This window comes from Rothia sp. HMSC069C03 (genome assembly GCF_001811075.1).
GTDB classification, from domain to species: Bacteria; Actinomycetota; Actinomycetes; order Actinomycetales; family Micrococcaceae; genus Rothia; species Rothia mucilaginosa.
In genome coordinates, this window is record NZ_KZ627139.1 from 44,720 (window position 1) to 67,659 (window position 22,940).

Below are 22,940 nucleotides of genomic sequence, written 5' to 3' on the forward strand. Positions count from 1 at the left end.
TCGTCATGCCAAGAAGTGCCGGGTCCCCATGGCTTGCGCTGATGCCGCCGTGAATCAATATACGGCATATATCAACTAAAACCTTTGGTTTCCTTAACCCTCTACTTGATATTTGGCGGAATTTAGAGCACATTCCCACACTGCATTTAGTGTAAAAACGTATCGCTCCTTGTCAGAGGAGGTTTTTCTGCACAGAGTTTGCGGCATCTTCCCCCCTGCACAAAAGCATCCCGGCCCCTCCGATTGGAGGGAACCGGGATGCTCTAAGCGGCGACCCGTAAGGGTCTTAGCTGATTAGGATGCGCTCGAGAGAGTACGCAGTGCCACAGACACTACAGCCAGGCGCGGGTGACCGGATGCGTCGGGAGCAGCTTCGCGAATCTCCTTCAGAACGCGGTCGATGTTGCCGACGCGGGTCGGGTGCTCCTCAACCCAGGTTTCCAGAGCCTGCTGTGCACCTTCCACGGTGGAGAAGTCGCCCTTGGCGCCCTCTGCTACGGACAGTGCCAGCTCTGCTGCGGTCTCGTAGAGGCTGCCGCGCAGTGCCTGACGTGCCAGGATCTCCCAGCGGTCGTTGCGGGGCAGGTCGGAGATGAGGCCGAGCAGCTCGTCCACGGTGAAGCGGTTGTAGGTTGCGAAGTAGACCGGTGCCAGCGAGGTTGCTTCGAAGTCATGGTCGCGTGCCGCACGGATAACGTCCAGCAGGGCGTAGCCCTCAAAGCCGCGGATCCAGATAACGATGAGTTCCTCGGGCAGGCCCCATGCCTCGCCTGCGTCGCGCTTTGCACGAACACGGTCGCGGGAGGCGCCGGAGAGGTACTCGGGCAAGTTACGGCGCATCTCGACAACGGAGCCGAAGATCTCCAGCAGCTCAGAGATGCTGGTGCCAGCAACCACGCCACGCTCGGTGATGAACCAGCGGACTGCACGGTCCATAATGCGCTGGTTGTCGCGCAGAACGGTGAACCATGCATCCAGCGGGGTCTTCGGGGGCAGTTCGCGGTGCAGCTTAGCTGCGGTGCCCAGCTCGAAGAGCTCGCGTGCGACGATGAAGGCGCGTGCGACGGAATCGATACCGACGTTGAACTCCTCCATCACGCGGTATGCGAAGGTGATACCGCCGATGTTGACCAGCTCGTTAGCGACGCGGGTACAGATGATTTCCTTACGCAGCGGGTGCGAGTCCAGGTGCTGACCGAAACGCTCAACCAGTGCTGCCGGGAAGTAGCTGCGCAGAACGCCTTCCAGGTAGGGGTCGTCCGCGAAGTCGGTCTGCTCCAGTGCGTGGGTGAGGTAAATCTTCACGTACGCAGCCAGTACGGACAGCTCGGGGCGGGTCAGACGCTCACCGGTGTTCTCCAGGCGTGCATCCAGCTCCTCGTCGGTGGGCAGGAACTCGACGGCGCGGTTCAGGCCGGCGTGCTCTTCCAGGTCGTGCATGAGGCGCTTGTACAGGTTGAGGCCCAGGAAGGAACCGTGGAACTCACCCTGCAGTAGCACGTTCTGCTCAACGTTGGTCTCGAGGACCTTGCCGCCGACCTCGTCCTGCAGGGACTCAATGAAGGAAGCACGCTCTTCAACGGGCAGTTCGCCGTGTGCAACGAGGCGGTCCACCAGAATCTTGATGTTGACCTCACGGTCACTGGTTTCCACACCTGCGGAGTTGTCGATTGCGTCGGTGTTGAGGATAACGCCGTTGAGTGCAGCCTCAATACGACCCAGCTGGGTGAAGCCGAGGTTACCGCCCTCGCCAACAATCTTGGCGCGCAGGTCCTTGCCGTTGACGCGCAGTGCGTCGTTAGCCTTGTCGCCTACCTGTGCATTGGTCTCGGTGGAGCCCTTCACGTAGGTGCCGATACCGCCGTTGTAGATCAGGTCGACCGGTGCCTTGAGGATGGCAGAGATCAGCTCGGTCGGTGCCAGCTCGGTGACGGATTCGTCCAGGTCCAGAACCTCGCGCACCTCGGGGGTGATCTCGATGGACTTCAGGCCGCGAGAGTACACGCCACCACCGGCGGAAATCAGGTCGCGGTTGTAGTCCTGCCAGGAGGAACGGGGCAGGTTGTACAGGCGCTGACGCTCATCGAAGGACACTGCCGCGTTCGGGTTCGGGTCCAGGAAGATGTCGCGGTGGTCGAATGCTGCGACCAGGCGGGTTGCCTTGGACCGGAGCAGACCGTTACCGAACACGTCACCGGACATGTCGCCAATGCCGACTGCGGTGAACTCTTCGGTCTGAGCGTCGTGGCCAAGCTCAGCGAAGTGACGCTTGACGGACTCCCATGCACCGCGTGCGGTGATGCCCATTGCCTTGTGGTCGTAGCCGACGGAGCCGCCGGATGCGAAGGCGTCGCCCAGCCAGAAGCCGCGCTCCAGGCTGATTGCGTTTGCGGTGTCGGAGAATGCTGCAGTGCCCTTATCCGCTGCAACCACCAGGTAGTAGTCGTCAGCGTCGCGTGCTACAACGCCCTCGGGGCGGACAACAGTCTCGGAGCCGTCAGCGCCAACGGAAAGGTTGTCGGTGACGTCCAGCAGGGAGCCGATGAAGACCTTGTAGGACTCGCGGCCCTCGGTAATCCATGCGTCACGATCCACAGCGGGGTCGGGCAACTGCTTGGGGAAGAAGCCACCCTTCGCGCCGGTGGGGATAATGACGGAGTTCTTCACCATCTGTGCCTTGACCAGGCCCAGAACCTCGGTGCGGAAGTCGTCTCGGCGGTCGGACCAGCGCAGGCCACCACGTGCGACGCTACCGAAGCGCAGGTGAACACCCTCAACGCGCGGGGAGTAGACGAAGATTTCGAACTTGGGGCGGGGCAGGGGTGCGAAGTCAATCTCCTGCGGTGCCACCTTGAATGCGAGTGCGGGGCGGTCAGTAAGGTATGCATTGGTGCGCAGGATAGCACGGATAACCTTGCCGAGGGAGCGCAGGTAGCGGTCAGCGTCCAGGGTGGGGATCTGGTTCAGTTCCTCAGCCAGTGCTGCTTCGATTTCCTCGCGGCGTGCGTTGCGCTGCTCGTCGTTCAGGCCGTTGTTCGGGTCGAAGCTGATCTCGAAGAACTCGACCAGGTGCTTGGTGATGGCCGGGTTAGCGAGCAGGGTGTTCGACATGAAGGACGGGGTGTAGCCCAGGCCCAGCTGAATCAGGTAGTGGTTCAGGGCACGGAACAGGCGTACTTCCTGCCAGGTCAGGCCCTCAGCCAGGATCAGGCGGTCCAGGGTATCGGACTCGCGCTCACCGAGCAGGTAGGCGTTCAGGGCATCCTCGTAAAGGGAAGCCACAGTGTTTGCGTCCACGCCCTCGGGGAATTCAACTCCGAAGTCATAGAGGTAGCCGTAGTCTTCGCCATCCTCAGGCTTGAACTCGTAGGGCTTCTGATCAACAACGACCAGACCCATATTCTGCATAACCGGCAGAAGCTCGGTGAGGGTGTGAGGTGCGGACAGGTAGGTCTTCAGTCGGGTAGTGTTGGCTTCGCCGGCTTCAACCTTGATTGCGGCGGGCTTCTGGCCCGAGAGAGATTCAAGAATCACGATATCCTCGATTGCTTGTTCTACTGTGTAATCGGCTCGGTAGGCTGCACTAGTCGCATCTGCCCAGGCTGATGCGAGTCGGCGGCCTGCCGCTCCGGGTTTCCATGCCTCAATAGCAGCTGCGGTTGCTTCCACCCAGGAGCGGGCGGCTTCTTGCAGTCGCTTTTCGAGAGCTTGATGATCCGTCTTCGGCACATCATTAGGGTTGGTGAGCCGAATGCGGAAAAATAGACGCGCCAACGATGAGGAGGACAGGTACACCTCATGGTCGATGGCACTAAGATCAAATTCCTGTTGGAACACCTGCTGGATACGGGAGCACACGTTCGTGTTGTAGCGGTCCCGAGGCAGATACACCACGGCGGAAATAAACCGGTTGAACTGGTCGGCACGCAGGAACAGGCGGGTCTTGCGGCGCTCCTCCAGGCCCATGATGCCGCCGAACGTATCGGTCAGATCATTAGCAGAAGCGTGCAGCAGCTCCAGGCGCGGGTAATCCTCCAAGGCACCCAGAAGCGCCTTGTCAGAGTAAGAACCGGGGTGGTAGCCGAGGCGGCGGCGCACCATCGCGATACGCTCACGCACCAGCGGAGTCTCAATGGCGGGCAGCGCGTACGACTGACGGGTGAACAGACCCAGAATGACGTACTCACCAATCACGCGGCCGTTCAGGTCGAAGCGGCGCACACCAATGTAGTCCAGGTAGTCGTTCCGTGCGACGGTGGAGCGGGAATTCGCCTTCGTGATGTACAGGGGGCGCGGGAACAGGGCGCGCTCCAGGGTCTCGCCCGAAAGGGGGATGCGGCTCTTACCCTCCGTGGTGCGCAGAATACCGAGCGCCGAACCGGGGCGGTCCACCAGCGAAATAGCGCCGGAGGTGCCGTCCAGCACACGCTCCTTAACGCCCATGAACACGAAGTTGCCGCGGGTCAGCCAGCGCAGGAAGTCCTGTGCCACCTCCACACGGGAGGCAGGCTCCACACCGCGCGGGTTGGCGGCGTAGGATTCCTCGCCGTGACCCAGGGTTGCGCCGCGCAGGTCGTACATGGACTGCGCCAGGTCGAAAACGCGGGTGACCATGGCATCCAGGTCGGTGTGGCAGGCGCGAACGTCAGCGAGGACGCGCTCAACTTCCTTCTCGCAGCGGCGCTGCTCTTCCTCTGTGAGGTAGCGGGTCAGACGAACCGCAATCCAGGATTCAATAGCGACAGTGGTATCCGCCGGGGCGTTCTCGCTGAGCTTCAGGGAGGGCACGCCAAGAGTGGCGGGGTCGCCGCTGGCGAGGTTGCCGCGCATGCCGGTGCCGCGCAGGCTCAGGAGGGTACCGTCCGGGCCGCGTTCAGCGAGGAAGGTGGGGTGAAGAATGGTGACGAAACCACCAAAGTGCGCGGCAAGGCATGCGGTTAGGGAGCTGACGATGTGCGGCATGTCGTCGGTCGCGACGTACAGGGTGGTGTTGTACTCGTCGTTGCGTGCGGCAACGACAGCGGTCTTGGGCAGACGGATTTGAGCCAGCGCACGGTGGGTGCGAGCCAAATCCTCTAACTCTGCCGGGGTGAACTCTTCACGCTCATCTTCGGGGCTGTTCAGGAAATACTGCTCGACCCATGCATCGGCGCCAGCGAAGTGTGCCATAGCCTTGTCAGTCATTGACAATCTATCCTCCGAATATCGGTATCACTTCACTGTGACGGTGTCTGTGTGGTCTCATGTGCGCGCCGTGGCGCGCGAGCACTTATACCAAGCTTATACCTTCGAGATGTTTCTGTCAGACATATCGCTCTTGTGGGCGTAGAAATTATTTTTATCTTCTTCCCAAATCCAGCACGCATTTGGTACGGGTTCAAGAAAGTAGGTGCATCTTGAGGGATGGACACGTACAGTGAAACTATGAGTTTGCGTACTGAATCTTTCCTGGTGGGTCTCATTGGTGACGGCATCACCTCCTCCCTGACCCCTCCCATGCATGAGGCGGAAGCGGACGCGCACGGGGTGCGCTACCTGTACCGCCCCGTCGACCTGGACGCCCTGAACCTGGATGGCTCCTCCGCCCCGGCGCTTCTGGATGCGGCGGCACTGCTCGGCTTTAACGCTTTCAATATCACGCACCCGTGCAAGCAGTCGGTCATGGAGCACCTGCACGAGCTGTCGGATGCGGCACGCGCCCTGGGCGCGGTCAATTGCGTGGTGATTGGCGAGGACGGCAGCTTCTACGGCGATAACACGGACTACTCCGGGTTCATTGCGGGATTGAAGCGCGGCCTGCCGCAGGTGGCGGAGAATCCGGCGCGCCTGGAGCACGTGGTGCAGCTGGGCGCTGGCGGTGCCGGTAGCGCCACGGCGTACGCCCTGTGCCGCCTGGGGGTGCGCTGCCTGAGTCTCTTTGAGCGTGACGCGGCGAAGGCGCAGGGGCTTGCGGAGCAGCTGGGTGGGCTCTTCCCGCAGACCCGAATCGAGGTGCTGAGCGACGATGAACGCTTGATTGAAGCTCTACTACAAGCTCAGGGTTTGGTGAACGCAACCCCGGTGGGTATGCACGTGCATCCGGGTATGCCGTTGAGCGAGTCGGCGCTGAGCGCCGGGGTGTTGCATGAGGGTTTGTGGGTTGCGGACGTCATCTACCTGCCGCAACAGACGCAGCTGGTGCGCGCGGCGTGTGCCGCCGGGTGCGAGGTGCTGACGGGCGGCTATATGGCGGTGGGTCAGGCGGTGGATGCGTTCCGTCTCTTCACCGGGCTGGAACCGAACGCTGAGCGTATGGCGGCGCATTTTGAGGCGCTGATTGCGGCTCAGCAGGGGGCTTAGAAGGTTAAACATACAGGTGGGGTTGGATAGCTAACTATCCAATCCCACCTGTATTTATTCTATATACGGAATATATTGTTCGGGTTATGCATCCAGCTCAGCCAGGGACTTCTTGTACCCCTCACGAGCCGTCAGCGCACCCAACGCCACGAGCACACACATGGCGACCGTGAACACGGCGGGCAGCACCGCGTTATGCAGGTCGGCACCGGCGAGGCTCGTCGCCACGGCGGGCGCCACGCCTCCAGAAATTGCGAAGCCAATCTGGGTACCCAACGCCAGGCCGGTCACGCGCACGCGGGTCGGGAACATCTCCGCGTAGAAGGCGGGCCACACGCCGTTCGCCATGGAGTACAGCGCACCGTGCATGAGCACGCCGTAGGTGAAGATACCCACCCAGTTACCCTCGGTAATCGCGCCGAGGTACGGGAACATCACCAGGGACGAAGCAACCGCACCGGTAATGAACACGGGCTTACGACCAATCCGGTCGGCAAGCATGGCAGCGAGCGGAATCGCAATCAGGCCGAGAGTGTTGGAGGCGACCGGCACCAGCAGCATGGTGCTGCGGTCAAGGCCGTAACCCTTGGTGGCGAAAGACAGCGCGAAGGTCGTGAAGACCATGTTCACAGTGTTGACCATGGCGCACACGGCGATGGTGAGCACGACGCGCTTGTAGTGCCTGAAGACCAGCATGAGCGGGGATTCGGTGAGCTTTTCACGCTGCAGGTAGGCGGGCGGTTCGGAGAGGGTGCGGCGAATCAGCCAAGCGGTCACCACCACGAAGGCGGAGAGCCAGAAGGGCACGCGCCAGCCCCAGCTGAGCAGGTGCTCGTCCGGCAGAGCGGCGAAGGGAATGAACACGGCGGTTGCCAGCAGCGAGCCGAACTGGGTGCCTTGCAGGGTCCAGCTGGTCGTGAAGGCGCGCTGATGCTCATTGGCGTGCTCCAGGGAGATGGAGATGGAGCTTGCCTGCTCACCGGCGGCGGAGAGGCCCTGAATCATGCGGCAGATGACCAGCAGGGTGGGGGCGAGGATACCCGCCTCGCTGTAGGTCGGCAGGCAACCGATTGCGAAGGTGGCAAAGCCCATCAGGAAGAGCGTGAGCATCAGGACGAATCGGCGGCCGTAGCGGTCACCGAGGGGTCCAACGATCATGGCGCCGAAGGGGCGCACAACGTAGGCGACGCCCACAACCACCATGGACTTGAGGATGCCGATGGCGGCGGTGTCTTCGGGGAAGAAGATGCGGTTGAGCACGATGGCCGCGGCGGTGCCGTAGACGGCGAAGTCGTAGTATTCGAGTGCGGAGCCTATCCAGCTGGCGAGGGCGGCTCGTCGTGGTGATCGGGCGGGCGCGTCGGTGCGTCGGCTCATGGGGTGGCTCCTTCGGTGATATACCCGTTGGGAGGGGTGGGGCCGCGGTGTAGGCGGCCTGTGCGGTCTGTCAATGTGCCCTTCCAGTGTAGGGAGCGCACCGCCTGTTTTCCATAGGGTTACCTAAGTTCCCAAGGTTTGAAGTAGTAATAGCGGACGGACACCTCCAGCTCCAACCCCAGTCAGTTCATAAGCGATAAAGAAATTTGTAATTTCAAAAATGCGCGACAGGACTTTCGCATCCCAACCCACGTAAAGTGAATATCACCTCGGCAGGAGTGTGCCTACCGAGCAGTCACGCCGACCAAGATAAAGCTGGTCGGCGTTTTTAGTGTCCAATTCATTTGCGGTAGCCCCGAACTATGGACTTCCCGGGAGGTTCATAGTGCGGGGCTACTGCCTATCCGAAAGGATTTTATTATGTCCAAGATTGATCAGGCGATTGCATGGATGGAGCAGCGTAAGGGCAAGGTGACCTATTCGATGAATTATCGAACTGGCCCGCATTCTTATGACTGCTCATCTGCAGTTTACTTTGCACTGCGAGATGCTGGCCTGCTCCCGCAGAATATTGCCATCGGTAATACCGAAACGCTTTTCCACGATTTGGAGAGTAACGGCTGGACTCAGGTTCGACCGGATGCATCGGGTAATTACCCGGCACGACGTGGCGACGTGTTTATTTGGGGTCGCCGTGGATACACCAACGGCGCAGCTGGTCACACCGGCATTTTCTATGATGACCACGACACGATTATCCATTGCAACGCTGGCCACAATGGCATTTCCATCAATCCGCACGACACGATTTGGGTGTATAACGGTTCTCCTGCAATCACGATTTATCGTCCCCCTGCAGAAGTGAACGAAGAAGAGGTTATCTATCGCGCAGCTAAGAATGCGATGAATGCAATCTATGATGAAGGTTTCATCCGCAAGGGAGAGCTCGCAGAAAAGGCATTCGGCAACCGCCTCACTGGCCTGCGCGGCGTGATTCACTGGTTCGACAACTCCATGTTGTACCTTCAGCAGCGTCTCGACGAGGCAGAAAAAGCTGTGCGTGCGCTCTAGTTAGATTTATCTACTGGAACAAAAGAGATAACCATCAGGGTGTTTGGGGTAGGGTCTCTAGGCCCTACCCCAAACACCTACAAAACTTTAAATATAACGCATTCAATAAATCACAAAATTTCACCTAATGAATATTTATCGATAAATAAACCAATATAAGTTGATTTACGGATTAAATAGCCTCATCTACCTTCAAGTACACCCCCCCCCCTAACCTAAATATTAAAGGGCGATTTAGAACATTGAAAAGTATCTGTTTACTCTTTTGACTAGGCATAGTATTCAGGAGAAACCATGAAACACCTACCCCGTCCCTGCGCAGGATGCAGGGAGCCAACCAGTTCCTATAGAGAGGACTGCCGCACCTGCCAGGCGCGGCGCCGTGCTATACAGACGCACGATAGTCCCTATCTAATGCAGGGGCGTTCAATATGCCCTCGGTGTTGGCGTACGGCAGGTCTCTCTCTACCGGCAAGTAGTGTACGCCCGGAGAACTACGGGCAACCGCTCGTAATAGAGAATCAGTGGAATCCTATCTATTCCATCTGTCGTGCATGTATTCACGCTCCACGAGGCACTGTCCCTCTTGATTCACCGCGGGTCTATCTTCCTGTCAATCCTAGAGCTCGACGAACTTCAAAGCAGCGAATTTACCCTTCGCGAGCAAATCCGGTTCTTTTTCTTCCGCTTTCTCATTGCACGCGTTGTGAGAAGCCAATAGATGAGGATTCTCGACATGCTGGGTATCCTTTGTGCCGCAAGCACTACCGGCAATTGAAGCGACAGAACGAGCACCAGGACACTGGAGTAGCTCCAATCGGTAAGAAGAGCGAACAAGATGAATTGGTCGTCCATGATGCCAGCCTAGCATCATTCCTACACACACGGAGAAAGCGTCTGTCGCATGCTTCAACTTCGCTGCCACGAAGCAGAAGCAGGGCAAATCCATGTATGACCAACACTATGGTCCACACACCTTCCGCACTGTAGCGGATATCAATAATTCACTCATTTAGCAGAGAGGCTACATCATTATGGCTACCATTTCGTCTAGCGATCAGCTACAACAGCATCTGATCGCTCTAACCGTGGGCACGCCAGTGAAGGACGCAGACCGTCAATGTCTGCACCGCGCAAAGTTCCGTATTCCACGCCACCAGGCATTATTGGACGAGTTGGCAGATTATGTCGCCGGTGGTTCACGTACTGGAGGAGCATCTAGCGCCAGCCGCTTTGGATGTCGCATACCTATTTCTGCTAATGCGTTAGAAGTTCAAGAGTCTATTCGTTCCGTTGTTATGCCCTCATTCCCAGGTGCACCGCTGAAAAATCAGGTTTCTGCATGGATTCGCAATCACCTACATCAGGAGCTTCATGATGAGGCGTTGGCTACGACGACCAGTTGGATTCGGGCCATTGTTGCGTTGCGCCATCCCAGTCATGATTTGCAGGGATTTTGTCCTAACTGCGGGGAGCAGGAAGTCATGAAAACAAGCTGCGACGGTTCAACATCAATACGCCGATCCGCACTGTATTACACCACTGAAAGGGCATCTTGTCGTTCTTGCTCTGCTGTGTGGGAAGGGCTAGAAGGCATGAAGGCCCTAGCCCTGCTACTTCATAGCCAGGACTAATATCGTCCCCATTAAACTTCTGCCTGTGAAAATAGGTAACCGTTCCAGTAGGATTACATCATTTTCCCGGGCAGATAAAGCTACCGTAGGAAGCTGTTATTTCACTGCTGTAGTTCACCCCGTCAGTTTTATCCTGGCGGGGTTATCTGTTAAACCGCAGCTATCATAGCTGCCCAACCGCCAAGGAGATTATCATGGCACCTATTTCTGAAGCATCCGCCTACCGCGCAGCACATCGAGCCCTAACCGATGTGTATAACGAGCCCTTTGTTCGAGAAGGTAATCTTGCGGTTGCTAAATTTGGCAACGCTACTGTCAACACTCGAACCGTTGTGGAATGGTTCGATCATCAGATGATTCTCATTGCTAAGCGTATTGAAGATATCGAGAAGCTCGCAAAGTCAAAGCGCCGTGCTTAGACACCGTCCAGGATGGCGTAAGCAACTATACGCGGTTATTCCGGCTACCACTGCCGTCCTGCAGACATACGGAATCCTTACGCAGGAGCAGGCAAGTGTGTGGGCTGGTCTCGCGATAGCCCTCTGGGGTTTGTGGATGGCTTGGGCTAACACCGACCATACTCGCAAGCCCCACAATACTACGCATATTCCTCCCCACCAGTAGGTCCGTCATATATCGTGGGGGTGGTGGAACATATTTCGATTACCCACCACCCCCACCGTATGATGTACCTGTATGTAGTTCCATCCGCCGCATTTCGAAGAGGTACTATGCCGTCACCCCGCACCAGCATTATCATGCCGGTCTACAACACCGCAAACACTGTAGTTCGGGCTATCGACTCCGTACTCTCTCAAACCGACCCGGATTTTGAACTCATCATCATCAACGATCAAAGCCCAGATGATTCTCACCGTGTAATTCAGGAGTATCTCCAGAAACTCCAGGACCCACGCATCTCGTACCACCTTAATGAAAAAAATCTTGGGCTGGCCGGTGCACGCAACGTTGGAATTAGCCATGCGACCGGCGAATGGCTCGCTTACCTCGACTCTGACGACGCATACAAGCCCAACTTCCTAGAAGTCATGCACGCTGCAGCTACCGACGATGTCGATGTCGTCGGTTGTGCCCACGACATCTACTACCCTGACGGATCAACCCAGTACCGTCTCATGGGCGAGGTAGGCACCTTTAGCGGTGATGACGCGCTAGCACGGGTTCTTAGCAGCCGCATCGCGCCCTTTGCATGGGACAAAATTTTTCGTCGTGCCCCTCTCAAAGACATCCAATTTCCTCTCTTTAACCGAGTGGAAGACGCCGGATACAGCATTGCAGCCTGTACCGTAGCCCGCGCATTGAAGGTTATCCCCGATTCCCTCAACCTCTACTCTGTGAACCCCGAATCTATCACCTGGGGTTCAACTCCTCCCTTCGAAGATTTAGTCGCCTTCATGGATTACGTGGATGCAACGGTAGGCTTCCCCCACGTTAGTAGGAAGGTCCAGTCCGCCCTCGCGATTTCGCGCATCATTAATTTTGTCAATAGCGGCAATAGCGTTCTACGTCAGAACCCTTCAGGCGGTCAGGAATTCCTACGTCAATGCCGTCAAGAAATCACGCCCCGCACCCTGTATTTGGCGATTTCCTCCGGGTCTGTTTTTGGGATTGCGGGAGCACTCTTCAAGTACCTACCCGCAATCTATTACCCCATTTATCGGGCCTATATTAAACGCACCTACGGAATGTAATACTCGTTCTCTTATCGTTCTCTCAAAAGGTCTTAGCTCTTGATGACTTCTGTCCCCCGCACTAGCGTTATCATGCCGGTCTACAACACCGCCTCCACCGTCATTGCGGCGATTGAGTCGGTGCTGGCGCAGACCGACCCCAATTTTGAGCTTCTGGTCATGATTGACGGCTCCCCGGATCATTCGGCGCAACTGATTGCAGAGTATCTGCAGCAGAACCCGGATGAGCGCGTGCGCGTGTTCAATAACCCCAAGAATCAGGGCCTGTCCGCGATGCGTAACCAGGGCCTGGACGAGGCGCGCGGCGAGTGGGTGACGTTCCCCGATTCTGATGATGCTCTCTACCCGACTTTCCTGGAGCGCCTGCACCACCACGCGGAGCGTACGGGGGCGCAGGTGGTCAATTGCGCCCACAACATGGTGGCGACCGACGGTTCGACCACCCAGCGCCTCAAGGGCACCCCCGGCACGCTGACCGGCCAGGAAGCGGCATTCGCCCTGCTCAAGGACCAGCTGTCTCCTTACGCCTGGGATAAGATTATTCGCCGCGAACTATTTGAGAACGTCAGGTACCCCCAGATTGAACGTGCTGAGGACGAATGCGCGCTACTGGACTGCTACCTGCGAGCGCAGAGCGTGACCGTCATTGATGAGCCGCTGTACGCGTACGCGGTGAGCGCGGGAAGCCTGACCTGGAGCCGTATTACTCCTCTGTCTGAGACCCGTCGCCTTCTTGACTACTTCGCGAAATCCCTTCAGCGTACGAGTACGTATCATCTGTCTGCCGGTCAGGAGGCGCTGACGATTGCCCGGGTTATTGCGTACCTGAATAACGCGCAGCAGGCGCTGATTGTGGGCGGTGAAAGCGCGCCGGCTGTGCTGGCGGGTTGCCGTGCCGGTTTCAGCTTCGGCGATACGCTCCTCGCCCTGCGCCGCCGCCCCGTCTTTGGCGCTGCGGGCCTGCTCCTCAAGGTCAGCCCGGCGCTCTACCGCAGGCTCTACGGCGCTTACATTAAACGGGTTTACAACCTCTAATCCCAGACACTTTGACGTTAAGCGTTAGTCATATATCTGCTGGAACAAAGCACGGGGATTCTCACTCTCGGTTTTATCTCTGCGCTAACCCAACGCTGCACTCACATTGCATATTCATCCACATATCCCCTAGAAACTTATGGCACATACAGCACCGGAGTATCCGTCTCTCTATTCCGCCGTTTTTGAGCGGCCAAATTCTCTCAACTTCATTCGCCTAGTCCTCGCGACCTTTGTGATTTTCTCCCACACGCCCTACATTGTGGCGGGGGTAAAGGTTGATGAAAACCCCCTGTGGAAAGAGTTCTATGTCTTTGGCGATTTTGCAGTCAATGCTTTCTTCGCCATCTCGGGATTTTTAATTGCGCACAGCGCCTACCGGAGTTCCGCGGGATCATATCTGGTGAAGCGTATCTTGCGTATTTTCCCCGGTTACTGGGTCTCCATCCTTTTTGTAATTTTCATTGGTGGAACGCTCTCCGTCCTCACAGGCCACGCCCCCATGGGTTGGGACATCCCCAACGCCATCTTATATTTCCGCAACAACTGGGATCTCTCCCAATTGCAGTACGGACTCTTTAACGGACCGGCCGACGTGCCGTTTACCTCCCCTTCATGGAACGGTTCAGCATGGACGCTAGAATACGAGTTCTTCTGCTACCTTTTACTTCTCCCCATCTTCTATCTTCCGTTCATTCGCCGGCACCTAAAGGTTTTTATTCCTCTCGCTTACCTTGTGAGCCTCAGCTACTACGTACTCATTCAGGTACTTGGCTACGATTGGATGACCTGGGCGCTGGGCCTCGACCCTAGAAACCTCAAGGCTTCAGCACGCCTCTACCCCTTCTTTTTTGCCGGGGCTCTACTCTACCTCGTGAGCCGCCGTATCACGCTCCGTCCGGTAATCACTCCGCTCCTGGCTACAATTTGTACTCTCGCCGGGTTCTACTTCACCTGGCTCGTTCCTCACGCCAACATTATGCAGTGGACTCAGATTGTTTTGGCCTTCGGAATTATTGCCCTGGGCACCTGTCTTAACGTTCCTCTGGGGCAAACCAACGATATCTCTTACGGCGTGTATATCTACGCCTGGCCGGTACAACAGATTCTTGTACTCCTGGGAAGCGTTTCCCTCGGAATCTCAGTTAATATCATCCTCGACGCCATCATCACCTTCGGCCTAGCATGGCTTTCTTGGACCTTTGTTGAGAAGCGGGCCATGGCTCTCGGCCGTAACCCTTTGGTTTCGGGTAAGAAGCCTACAGTCCAGTCTGCAGCCTAGCCGCTACGCAGAGAATGCCCCTCCGCTGAATGTCAGCCGAGGGGCATTCTTAATGCAGGATTATCCTTTGGGGGCGGTGACAGATACACCCACCATGTGCACCACAAAGCCGCAGACCGGGCCGACCGCCAACGCCACAATAGCGCGCGGCACCAGCGGCGCAGGAATCAAGAACGCCAGGCTCAAGGTCACCACCGCGGCAACCACCCAACCGGCGAGGTAGATGCGGTGCTGGTTCACCGCGAGGGCCATATTGCCCGAGAGGGTCATGAGCGCCAGCAGTGCCGAGGCGAAGACCAGCGCGCCCAGGGTGATGCCGGAGGCTACCGCCTCGTACGCGGACTCTGCACCTGCGGCAGGCGGGTAAATCAGGCGGAACAGCAGCGGACCCACCAGGTACGCCGCCAACGCGCCCACAGCGCCCACAGCCACCACTGCGGCGGCAGGCTTAATGAACGCCGCTACGGGGCGGTGGCGCTGCTTCAAGAAGGCAGAAACCGCCACACCCTGGAACGCTTGCAGGGGAATCATGATCGGCGAACGGGTAATGGAAATCGCCAGGATCAGGGTACCCAGCACGACCGGTTCGCTCTCCGCGGCGCCGCTCGCTTTCAGCACGTTCGGGAAGCCCATCATCAGCACCGCCGCGGCGGCAGAGGACAGGAACGACCAGAGGATATTTAAGCTCAGGCGGCGCGCGGGCACATCGGCGCGGGCAACCCACAGACGGCGACCCGAAACGGTCACGAACGCCAGGATGAGCCACAGACCCATCGGCACGACGGTTGCCACCTCAAGGCCGGCAAGGGAAGGAATCATGAGCGCAGCCGCAAGCATGAGGATGAGGCGCCCGGCAGATTCCAGACCGCCCACCGCCGCGAAAAGGTACCAGCGGTCCTCACCGGCGGTCACACCGCTCATAGTCGCCTGCAGGGCGTAGAGGAACACGCCCACCGCCATAACGGTCACGCCCACCGCCGCCGAATGCGGAATCTGCTGGCCCGCCCACAGAGGGGAGCTCACCAACACCAACGCACCAGCGATAGCACCCAAAGCCGCGGTCACCGTAACCACGCGAGCGCCCTGCGGCGCGGAACCCTCAGCAGATGCAACCCCGCCGGATGCAGCCCCGCCGGATGCAGCCCTGTCAGCTACAGCACGAGTGCGTGCCGTACCCACCGCGCGCGTAATCTCCGGCTGAATGCCCGTAATAATGCCGGTCACCGTGAAAAGCGCCGCCCAAAACAGCAGGAACTCCGTCAGCTCCGAACCATTCAGGGCACGCTGAGCAATCATCGTCACCACCAGCGTGGAGACCGCCGCCAACAGGGACGAACCCAAAAGCGCCAGGGACTGGTAGCGGGTGACCGTGCCCGAAGGCTGAGCCTCAACGGCGTCCTGGGCTCCTACAGTATCTTGGGCTTCCACGGTGTCCTCCTCGTTCCTAGCCGCCAACACTAGCCGCTAACACAGACCATCATTACATACGCAGATGCGCCGCACATCCACCGCAGGATGTACGACGCACCGCACACAAATATAGGTTTACTTCACCACATGCTCGGCAAGGTTCTTAACACCCTGCCACTTCTTCGCCAGGGCTGCCTTCGGCAGCAGAGTCAGCGCGTGAGCACGCGAGGAGAAACGGATACGGGCCACGCGGGCAGCCTTCGACCAGCCCAGAGCCGCCATCTCATCAGCAATAGTGTTCATGTAGCGGCGCTCCTCATCAAAGCGGGTACCCTCCAGGGCACGCCAGGACGAGTCAGAACCACCGTGACGACGGTACATGAACGCAACCTGCGGATCGTAGTACAGGGAGCCGCCACGCATCGTAATGTCGAGGATCAGCGCCATGTCCTGCACAACGTTCAGGCCCTCACGGAAGCCGGTGCCCACAATAGCGTCCTTACGCCAGCCCAAGGACGGGAAGTAGAACCACGCGCCGCGCAGCAGGGAGGTAGCCAGCTCCTCACCCTGCAGAACAGCCTCACCCTTGGGGCGGTAGAACGCCTTAGTCTGCTCCACCAGGGTGTTCGACAGGCCGTTGTTCTCATCAATCACAACCACGCCAGGCTGGAAAATGGATGCCTCGGGGTGCTTCGCCGCCGAATCCACCAGCCACTGCACATAGTTGGGGAGCATGACATCATCAGCACCCATGACGGTGACCAGGTCATTCTCTACGAAAGTCAAGCACTTGCGGTAATTACCGTTCGCGCCCAAGTTCTTCTCATTACGCATGTAGGTGATGCGCTCATCCTTGAGCGACTCGAACCATCCGGGAATCGAGTCGTCCGGGTAGCCGTCATCGACAACAATCATGCGCCAGTCCGGGTTGGTCTGACCGACCACAGACAGCACAGCCTGCTTCATCATGGCAACGTCGCCGTAGTAGGGGAACAGAATATCAACGGTCATGAGGTATTACTCCAAGCTCAAACGTGTAGAGACGTATAAAAATCAGGGGCTTTAGGGTTTCTTCTGCTCTCGCTCCGTAGCGCGGGAAGCGCCCTGCGGCTGACGCTGAAGAGCCTTCATAATCGCAACTTCTTCAGCGAGGGTACGCATATCATCCGTAATCTTCGAGATAGCCAGAGTCAAATGCAGACTGATACCCATCAGCATAATAATCGCCAGTAGGAACAGCAGGTTGACCGGGGTCTCAATACCCACCAGACGCGAGAGGGCATCCAAAAGCTTCGGGAAAAGCGCCAACACAATCATGATGACGCCAACGATAAGCCACAGTGCGGCGTACTTTTCCTTCATCTTCTGGTTGCGTACCTGCGCCAGAACGAGAACCTCCATCACCACCACGATGAGAAGGAAGAAAATATTTGCACTCATTTACTTAGACCCCACATTCGTTTTCTGGCGAGTCATCGACATGCCAAACGAGAAGAAAGAACGAACCAGGTACACCGCAGACTTCCACGGGCTTGAAGAAGGAGTACCGCCCTGACGCTCACGCATCTCAACCGGCACCTGCTTTACAGTCAAGCCAGAACGAATCGCCATCACGCAGGCATCGATACAGTCACCCAGATACTCAGCAGGTAGATGCTCGCAATACTGCTCAATCGCTTTGCGGTCTGCCGCACGGAAGCCGGAGGTGGCGTCGGTGAACTTCTCGCCTGAAATCATCGTAAACATACGGGCCAGAACCACCATCGCCCACTTACGCGGACCAGACACCTTATAGTTCGTCGCCTCAGCAAAGCGGGAACCGATCGAGATGTTGACATCCTCCAGGCCAGCAAGCACAGTGCGGATACCCTTCGGGTCATGCTGGCCATCAGCATCAACCTGAATCGCGCAATCATATCCGGCTTGGCGAGCATACTTGTAACCGGTGCGCAAAGCGCCACCGATACCCATGTTGTAGGGAAGATCAATCACGAAAGCGCCGGTAGCGCGCGCAATCTCAGAGGTGCGGTCGGTGGACCCGTCATTGACGACTACCAGGTCGACCTCAGGCATCATGCGGAAAAGTTCTTCAATTGTGCCCCCAATAACTTCCTCTTCATTCCACGCGGGCATAATGATGAGGGGCCGAGGGGTCTGCGTAAAAGTCTCTGATTCCATGCGGTGCTATCTCTTGTGTGTATGGCATACGGAAGTTAGTATGCGCACAAAGGCATACCGGTTTTACATCTTATCAGTACTCTCTTAACGACGCTCGAAGTAGCACCGCGGGGGTGGCCTAGTCTCCACGCCACCCCCGCAATACTTCAGGCAGCCCAAAAGTGCCAGATACTAGTTATTATCGCAAGCGCTAATGCGATACAGAGTCATCGGCCCCGAGGAGTACACCGGGGTCAGAACGTCCGTGCCAATGGCAGCCACGAGGCCGTCGTAGTTTTTCTGTGCGTCTGGGCCGAAGTTCAACTGGTTCTCCAGGTGAACGTACCAGTGGGCCTTGTACTTGTTCACCTCGCGGCACACCTCCGGATTTGTACGAGCGTCCTTGAGGTTGTGCATAATCGCCGAGTACTTGGGTGAGGTCTCAAACTCGAAGTGGTATCCCGTCAGGTGACGATCTGCCAGCGCGTAAATATAGGCGCTACCGTCCCAGGGGTTGTTCACGATCACATCGCCCTTCGGCACGATCTTCGGGATCTCGTTAATGACGTTCATCTCGTCCTGATTCAGCACCACAGAGGTCGGGGTCACTCGGTATTCCTGCGATACCGCCAGAGTTGTCTCCTGCACCGAGGGTACACGCGAAGAAAGACCAGCAACTACCAGTACCAGAACCATCGCAACGCCCATGCCGACGGTCGCAACCTTCAATCGTGCCGGGCGCGGCGCGCGGCGCGCAACCCAGGTAAGCAGACCTTCCACGAAGCCGCCCAAGCCGATACCAGCCAGAATCACCGAGGGGAATACCACCAGCGCCGCCAAGCGGAAATGATCCGTGTACCAGGGAGCAACCATCAACAAGCGGAACTCGCCGCGCGGCACCGAGGCGGACACAATCCATAGGTAACCAATCAGCACCCAGCTGGCAATCAGCCACAGGTTGCGGTGCTTGTACAGCAGGTACCCCGCGCCCCACAGGGCCAGGAAACCGGCCAGATACGAGGGATTGAACGTATCTCTCAACTGATTGGCGTTCTCCAGGCCCAAGAAGAGGAACTGGTAGAGCGCCTCACCTTCGGTGAGCATAGGCTCCCACGTGTTGCTGGCAGATGCGCCAGGACGCAGGAACCACCAGGCACCCACACACCCAAGAATTACCAGCCCGAGTAGAGCGGATCTCACCCACTTCTGGCGAGAGGCCAGCTCGCGCGAGCGCACTACCCACGCCACCCCGGCCAGCACCAGCGGCAGAGCAAAGACCACAGCAGACACCACCGCGTTCGGATGCACAAGCGCTAGACCTGCGACACCCACCAGGGCGGCAAGACACAGGGAAAGCAGAGCTGCGTACTCGCCGCGCATCATCACCTGCACCAGGCATACCATGAGTGCCACAAATGATGGCACCAGAGCGTAACCCAGCAGATTCGGGAAGAGCACACCCCAACGCAGGAGGAGACCGGGAAACGCTGCAAAACCACAGGTCAGCGCAGGGATTGCCAACGCCTGCAGGCGACGCAGCTTCGGGATGCTCAGGCTTAGCGCCACCAGCGAGCAGGGCCACAAAATGCCGGCAGCCAGTAACACGGTCACGATGGTGGCAGTCGCAATGCTCGTACCCATAGTGCTATAAATCAGGGACACAAAATCATGCCAACCCGCCGGATAAAATGCCGGTTGCTGGTCTGCCGCAGATACCGCGCCCAGGGTCAGGCTCGACGCGTCGCCATGCTCCTGGATCCAGCGAATCGCATTCATGTGGAAGGAGTTATCCAGGCTCTGCGAGAACGCCTCAGGTCCGTAGACCATGTCCTCGGTCATGTGCAGCACCAGGAATCCGCCTAAAACAGCACCCACCACCGGCCACGCCACAGGAACATCGTTACCCGGCCACTCTGCGGAGGTCAGAGCGGGCCAGCGGCGACCCACTAGCCACATCAGGCCCGCTGCCGTAGCCACCAACACGACCGCGACCACCACGAAGGAAGTCAGGTTCCACGCGATCCCAATCTTACCCAGCACAATTGCCGAGACAGCCACCAGGGCAAAGGACAGGAGCGGAGAGAGGAAGACGCGCAGACGTGCGGGAACACGCAGCGCCCAGCCCATTGCATAGCCGGGGCCAAAAGCCAACACGACCGCAAAAAGTAGCAGCGGAATAGTTGCCAACCAGCTCATTAACCCTCTTCTCCCCACAGTTCACGCACCCGAAAACCCCTCAAATACGGGGGTCGGTGCGCTTTCGCGTACCAAGCAAGGATACCCTAGATCCCTCATCACCCCCGCGAAACCCCGCGGAAGAGAGAGGGACAGCACCCAAAACCAAGCGTTCCGAGCCTTTCACGGGGTGCCCCGCAGAACACCTCCGGGACGCTCCCAACCGGCGAAGAATATGACGTAATATTTCACGCCCTACGTCATGAAAGGTGCACCTAAGAAACATAGGGCAATAAATAAGGTGTTCAGCACCCATTAGCTTTACCCTGAAACATATCTCCCCTTATACAAAGGGTCGTCCAACGCATACACATCGGGACGAACCCTCAAACGCAGCCGCAGAAGAAAGGGTCGATCATGACCGAAACCATTGCAGCACCGGCACCCCTCGCCGACACCACCGAGCAGTTCAAGCTCGCCTTCGGCCACCAGCCCGCCGGCGTCGCCATCATCACCGCCACCGACGAAAACGGCGACCCCGCAGGCTTCACCGCCTCCTCGCTGACCTCCGTCGCCGCAGAACCGCCCATCATCGCCTTCTCCCTCAAGGCAAACAGCGGCTCCGCAGCAAAGATCGCGGCTGCATCCTCCTTCCTCGTGCACATGCTCGACGCTGAGAATGTCACCATCGCGAAGAACTTCGCAACCCACGACTACCCCCGCTTCGCAGACACCAGCACCTGGGAATTCGTCTCCACCGGCGAGCCCCTCGTCCACGGCGTACGCCGCGTTCTGCGCGCAACCCCGCTCAGCCGCGTTGAGGCTGGTCCCGCAATCGTCTTCACTGCGCAGGTTGAAGAGTTCGTCCGCAACGATTGCGAAGGCACCCCGCTGGTCTACCACTCGCGTAACTTCCACGCACTGGGTGACCACTCGAACGTGAACAACTACAGCATCTAACCCCGCACATGGGTCACGGGGCGGTATTCGACGACCATGAGGCGAGGAATACCGCCCCGCGGCGTACCCTAAACGTAAAAGCGCACACGGCACACGACAGCACGCAGCAACATAGTGCACAGCAACACAGCTCAGAAGGAACAGTCATGACGGCTCAAACCGCCCAGCCCGCATCCCTCCCCTGGCTCGAAAAGCTCATCGCGATCCCCACCGTCTCCGGAACCTCCAACCTGGAACTTATTGAGCTCATCGAAGCCGAATTTGCCCGCTACGGCTACAGCGGCGTGCGCACCTACAACGATGACGGCACCCGCGCCAATCTGCTGGTCACGATTCCCGCCACTGACGGCACCACCCGCGGCGGCGTTATCCTCTCCGGTCACACGGACGTCGTACCCGTTGCCGGTCAGGCATGGGACGCCGACCCGTTCACCCTGCGCGTGGAGGGTACCCGCGCCTACGGCCGCGGCGTCTGCGATATGAAGGGCTTCCTCGCCATCGCGCTCTGGCTGCTGCCGCGCGTTGCCGAGGCGAAGCTGCGCATTCCCCTGCACTTTGCGTTCTCCTACGATGAAGAAATCGGTTGCGTCGGTGCGCCCTCCCTCATTGAGGAGTTCGTGGCGCGCGACCTCGCCCCCGACTACGCGATTGTTGGTGAGCCTTCCAGCATGCGCATTATCTCCGCGCACAAGGGCGCGCACCGCGGTCGCGTCACCTTCACCGGCGTGGCCAAGCACGGTTCCCTTGCCACCCACGGCGTGAACGCGGTTGCCGCAGCCGGCGAATTCATTACCTTCTTCACTGACATGGCGGACCGGTGGGAAGAAGAAGGCCCGTTCGACGAGTCGTTCATCATTCCCCACTCCACCGGTAGCGTGAACCTGGCAACCGGCGGCCTGCAGTACAACATCGTCGCCGAGCAGGCGGTCGTGGAGTACGATGTGCGCACCCTGCCGCAGGTGACCACCGAGTCCTTCGTGGAGCATATTGACCGCGAGCTTTCGGAGGTGATCCTGCCGGATCTGCAGGCACGCGCCGCACGCGCCGAAAAGCTGACCGGCGCACAGCCCGGTAGCCTCACCTCCCACGTGGGTGTGAGGCACGAGTTGCTCGCCGCCGTGCCGGGCCTGGGCACCGAAGACGACGCGCCACTCATTCACCTGGCACACGAGTGGCTGGGCACCTACGGTGCACCGCAGAAGGTCACCTACGGCACCGAGGCGGGCCAGTTCCAGCGTGCCGGCGTGCAGAGCATCATTTGCGGTCCCGGCGATATTGCCCAGGCGCACACCCCGAACGAGTGGATTGAGCTGGAGCAGCTGAGCGAATGCGAGCGCTTCTTCGGGGCGATTCTCGACTGGGCGAGCGCCAAGTAGCACATGTTGCCACCGTGTAGCGGCCGTGTAATCACCGTGTAGCGGCGTAACAGCCAGTCCACCGCGGTTCGCAAGAGCCGCAGTAAGAGCCGCATAAAAATTACAGAAACTGTCCGGGTACCCCGTGAGGTGCCCGGGCATTCTGTGCTGATGGCAGGTGGTGCAGGCGGGTGCTGACAGGCGGGTGCTGATGGCGGGGGCGAGTGTTGGTTTGATCGCGGGTTTATTTTTGAGTTTCTCCATGGGTTCAACCGCGAATTGAGGGAGTGAGTCCAAGGTGTGGACTATGCCCGATTTTCCCCTCATCTTCCACATTTATTTTTAAACGAAAAACCCGAAAAACCGCTTATGTCTAAGGGTGAAATAACACCAAAGTATTGCTCTTCTAGGGTATTCAGGGTTCCATAGATGC

16 protein-coding genes are annotated in these 22,940 nt (G+C 58.3%); 9 read left to right on the forward strand and 7 right to left on the reverse strand.

Annotated features, from left to right (window positions below; genetic code table 11):
• Nucleotides 1–294: 294 nt before the first annotated feature.
• Nucleotides 295–5,184: an NAD-glutamate dehydrogenase gene (locus HMPREF2779_RS06800; RefSeq protein ID WP_105361154.1), complete on the reverse strand. Its 4,890-nt coding sequence runs from the start codon at nt 5,182–5,184 to the stop codon at nt 295–297.
• A 240-nt stretch (nt 5,185–5,424) separates the two neighbouring features.
• On the opposite strand from HMPREF2779_RS06800, the gene HMPREF2779_RS06805 reads away from it, so the two are divergent.
• Complete coding sequence (locus HMPREF2779_RS06805; RefSeq protein ID WP_070684812.1) at nt 5,425–6,339, forward strand: shikimate dehydrogenase; 915 nt, start codon at nt 5,425–5,427, stop codon at nt 6,337–6,339.
• A gap of 84 nt (nt 6,340–6,423) precedes the next feature.
• On the opposite strand, the gene HMPREF2779_RS06810 is transcribed toward HMPREF2779_RS06805, so the two are convergent.
• Entirely contained in the window at nt 6,424–7,716 is a 1,293-nt protein-coding gene (locus tag HMPREF2779_RS06810) for an MFS transporter (RefSeq protein WP_105361155.1), read from the reverse strand.
• 420 nt (nt 7,717–8,136) lie between these two features.
• Here HMPREF2779_RS06810 and HMPREF2779_RS06815 point away from each other — a divergent pair, with 420 nt between their 5' ends.
• The 6 genes from HMPREF2779_RS06815 (at nt 8,137) to HMPREF2779_RS06840 (ending at nt 14,450) form a co-directional block, all read left to right on the forward strand.
• Nucleotides 8,137–8,787, forward strand: a complete 651-nt coding sequence (locus tag HMPREF2779_RS06815; RefSeq protein WP_105361156.1) for a peptidoglycan amidohydrolase family protein — start codon at nt 8,137–8,139, stop codon at nt 8,785–8,787.
• Nucleotides 8,788–9,821: 1,034 nt separating this feature from the next.
• Nucleotides 9,822–10,421: a DUF7340 domain-containing protein gene (locus HMPREF2779_RS08980; protein ID WP_158676585.1), complete on the forward strand. Its 600-nt coding sequence runs from the start codon at nt 9,822–9,824 to the stop codon at nt 10,419–10,421.
• Nucleotides 10,422–10,615: 194 nt separating this feature from the next.
• The gene (locus HMPREF2779_RS06825; RefSeq protein ID WP_105361157.1) at nt 10,616–10,840 is read left to right on the forward strand and encodes a hypothetical protein; all 225 of its coding nucleotides are present in this window, start codon (nt 10,616–10,618) and stop codon (nt 10,838–10,840) included.
• 312 nt (nt 10,841–11,152) lie between these two features.
• A complete protein-coding gene (locus HMPREF2779_RS06830; protein ID WP_158676586.1) occupies nt 11,153–12,133 on the forward strand; it encodes a glycosyltransferase family 2 protein in 981 nt (326 codons plus the stop codon).
• A gap of 42 nt (nt 12,134–12,175) precedes the next feature.
• Nucleotides 12,176–13,168 (forward strand): glycosyltransferase family 2 protein, encoded by a 993-nt coding sequence (locus HMPREF2779_RS06835; protein ID WP_105361159.1) that lies wholly within the window; start codon nt 12,176–12,178, stop codon nt 13,166–13,168.
• A gap of 139 nt (nt 13,169–13,307) precedes the next feature.
• Nucleotides 13,308–14,450, forward strand: coding sequence for an acyltransferase family protein (locus tag HMPREF2779_RS06840; protein ID WP_105361160.1), 1,143 nt, complete (start codon nt 13,308–13,310; stop codon nt 14,448–14,450).
• A gap of 60 nt (nt 14,451–14,510) precedes the next feature.
• Here HMPREF2779_RS06840 and HMPREF2779_RS06845 read toward each other — a convergent pair whose 3' ends face one another.
• From HMPREF2779_RS06845 to HMPREF2779_RS06865, 5 genes are all read right to left on the reverse strand, one after another.
• Nucleotides 14,511–15,878: a hypothetical protein gene (locus HMPREF2779_RS06845; RefSeq protein WP_199774569.1), complete on the reverse strand. Its 1,368-nt coding sequence runs from the start codon at nt 15,876–15,878 to the stop codon at nt 14,511–14,513.
• Nucleotides 15,879–15,995: 117 nt separating this feature from the next.
• The gene (locus tag HMPREF2779_RS06850; RefSeq protein ID WP_105361161.1) at nt 15,996–16,871 is read right to left on the reverse strand and encodes a glycosyltransferase family 2 protein; all 876 of its coding nucleotides are present in this window, start codon (nt 16,869–16,871) and stop codon (nt 15,996–15,998) included.
• Nucleotides 16,872–16,922: 51 nt separating this feature from the next.
• Nucleotides 16,923–17,300 (reverse strand): DUF2304 domain-containing protein, encoded by a 378-nt coding sequence (locus tag HMPREF2779_RS06855; RefSeq protein ID WP_005507976.1) that lies wholly within the window; start codon nt 17,298–17,300, stop codon nt 16,923–16,925.
• Nucleotides 17,301–18,038 (reverse strand): glycosyltransferase family 2 protein, encoded by a 738-nt coding sequence (locus HMPREF2779_RS06860; RefSeq protein ID WP_005507977.1) that lies wholly within the window; start codon nt 18,036–18,038, stop codon nt 17,301–17,303. It abuts the gene before it with no gap.
• 171 nt (nt 18,039–18,209) lie between these two features.
• Nucleotides 18,210–20,213 (reverse strand): DUF6541 family protein, encoded by a 2,004-nt coding sequence (locus HMPREF2779_RS06865; RefSeq protein ID WP_105361162.1) that lies wholly within the window; start codon nt 20,211–20,213, stop codon nt 18,210–18,212.
• Nucleotides 20,214–20,609: 396 nt separating this feature from the next.
• On the opposite strand from HMPREF2779_RS06865, the gene HMPREF2779_RS06870 reads away from it, so the two are divergent.
• Together HMPREF2779_RS06870 and argE are read left to right on the forward strand one after the other, a co-directional pair.
• On the forward strand, nt 20,610–21,152 hold the full coding sequence (locus tag HMPREF2779_RS06870; RefSeq protein ID WP_105361163.1) for a flavin reductase family protein: 543 nt from the start codon (nt 20,610–20,612) through the stop codon (nt 21,150–21,152).
• Nucleotides 21,153–21,298: 146 nt separating this feature from the next.
• Nucleotides 21,299–22,528, forward strand: coding sequence for an acetylornithine deacetylase (gene argE, locus HMPREF2779_RS06875; protein WP_105361164.1), 1,230 nt, complete (start codon nt 21,299–21,301; stop codon nt 22,526–22,528).
• Nucleotides 22,529–22,940 lie beyond the last annotated feature (412 nt).

Coding starts and splice junctions, on each gene's coding strand:
- HMPREF2779_RS06800 (WP_105361154.1), bottom strand. CDS start 5,184: ATGACTGACAAGGCTATGGCACACTTCGCTGGCGCCGATGCATGGGTC.
- HMPREF2779_RS06805 (WP_070684812.1), top strand. CDS start 5,425: ATGAGTTTGCGTACTGAATCTTTCCTGGTGGGTCTCATTGGTGACGGC.
- HMPREF2779_RS06810 (WP_105361155.1), bottom strand. CDS start 7,716: ATGAGCCGACGCACCGACGCGCCCGCCCGATCACCACGACGAGCCGCC.
- HMPREF2779_RS06815 (WP_105361156.1), top strand. CDS start 8,137: ATGTCCAAGATTGATCAGGCGATTGCATGGATGGAGCAGCGTAAGGGC.
- HMPREF2779_RS08980 (WP_158676585.1), top strand. CDS start 9,822: ATGGCTACCATTTCGTCTAGCGATCAGCTACAACAGCATCTGATCGCT.
- HMPREF2779_RS06825 (WP_105361157.1), top strand. CDS start 10,616: ATGGCACCTATTTCTGAAGCATCCGCCTACCGCGCAGCACATCGAGCC.
- HMPREF2779_RS06830 (WP_158676586.1), top strand. CDS start 11,153: ATGCCGTCACCCCGCACCAGCATTATCATGCCGGTCTACAACACCGCA.
- HMPREF2779_RS06835 (WP_105361159.1), top strand. CDS start 12,176: ATGACTTCTGTCCCCCGCACTAGCGTTATCATGCCGGTCTACAACACC.
- HMPREF2779_RS06840 (WP_105361160.1), top strand. CDS start 13,308: ATGGCACATACAGCACCGGAGTATCCGTCTCTCTATTCCGCCGTTTTT.
- HMPREF2779_RS06850 (WP_105361161.1), bottom strand. CDS start 16,871: ATGACCGTTGATATTCTGTTCCCCTACTACGGCGACGTTGCCATGATG.
- HMPREF2779_RS06855 (WP_005507976.1), bottom strand. CDS start 17,300: ATGAGTGCAAATATTTTCTTCCTTCTCATCGTGGTGGTGATGGAGGTT.
- HMPREF2779_RS06860 (WP_005507977.1), bottom strand. CDS start 18,038: ATGGAATCAGAGACTTTTACGCAGACCCCTCGGCCCCTCATCATTATG.
- HMPREF2779_RS06865 (WP_105361162.1), bottom strand. CDS start 20,213: ATGAGCTGGTTGGCAACTATTCCGCTGCTACTTTTTGCGGTCGTGTTG.
- HMPREF2779_RS06870 (WP_105361163.1), top strand. CDS start 20,610: ATGACCGAAACCATTGCAGCACCGGCACCCCTCGCCGACACCACCGAG.
- argE (WP_105361164.1), top strand. CDS start 21,299: ATGACGGCTCAAACCGCCCAGCCCGCATCCCTCCCCTGGCTCGAAAAG.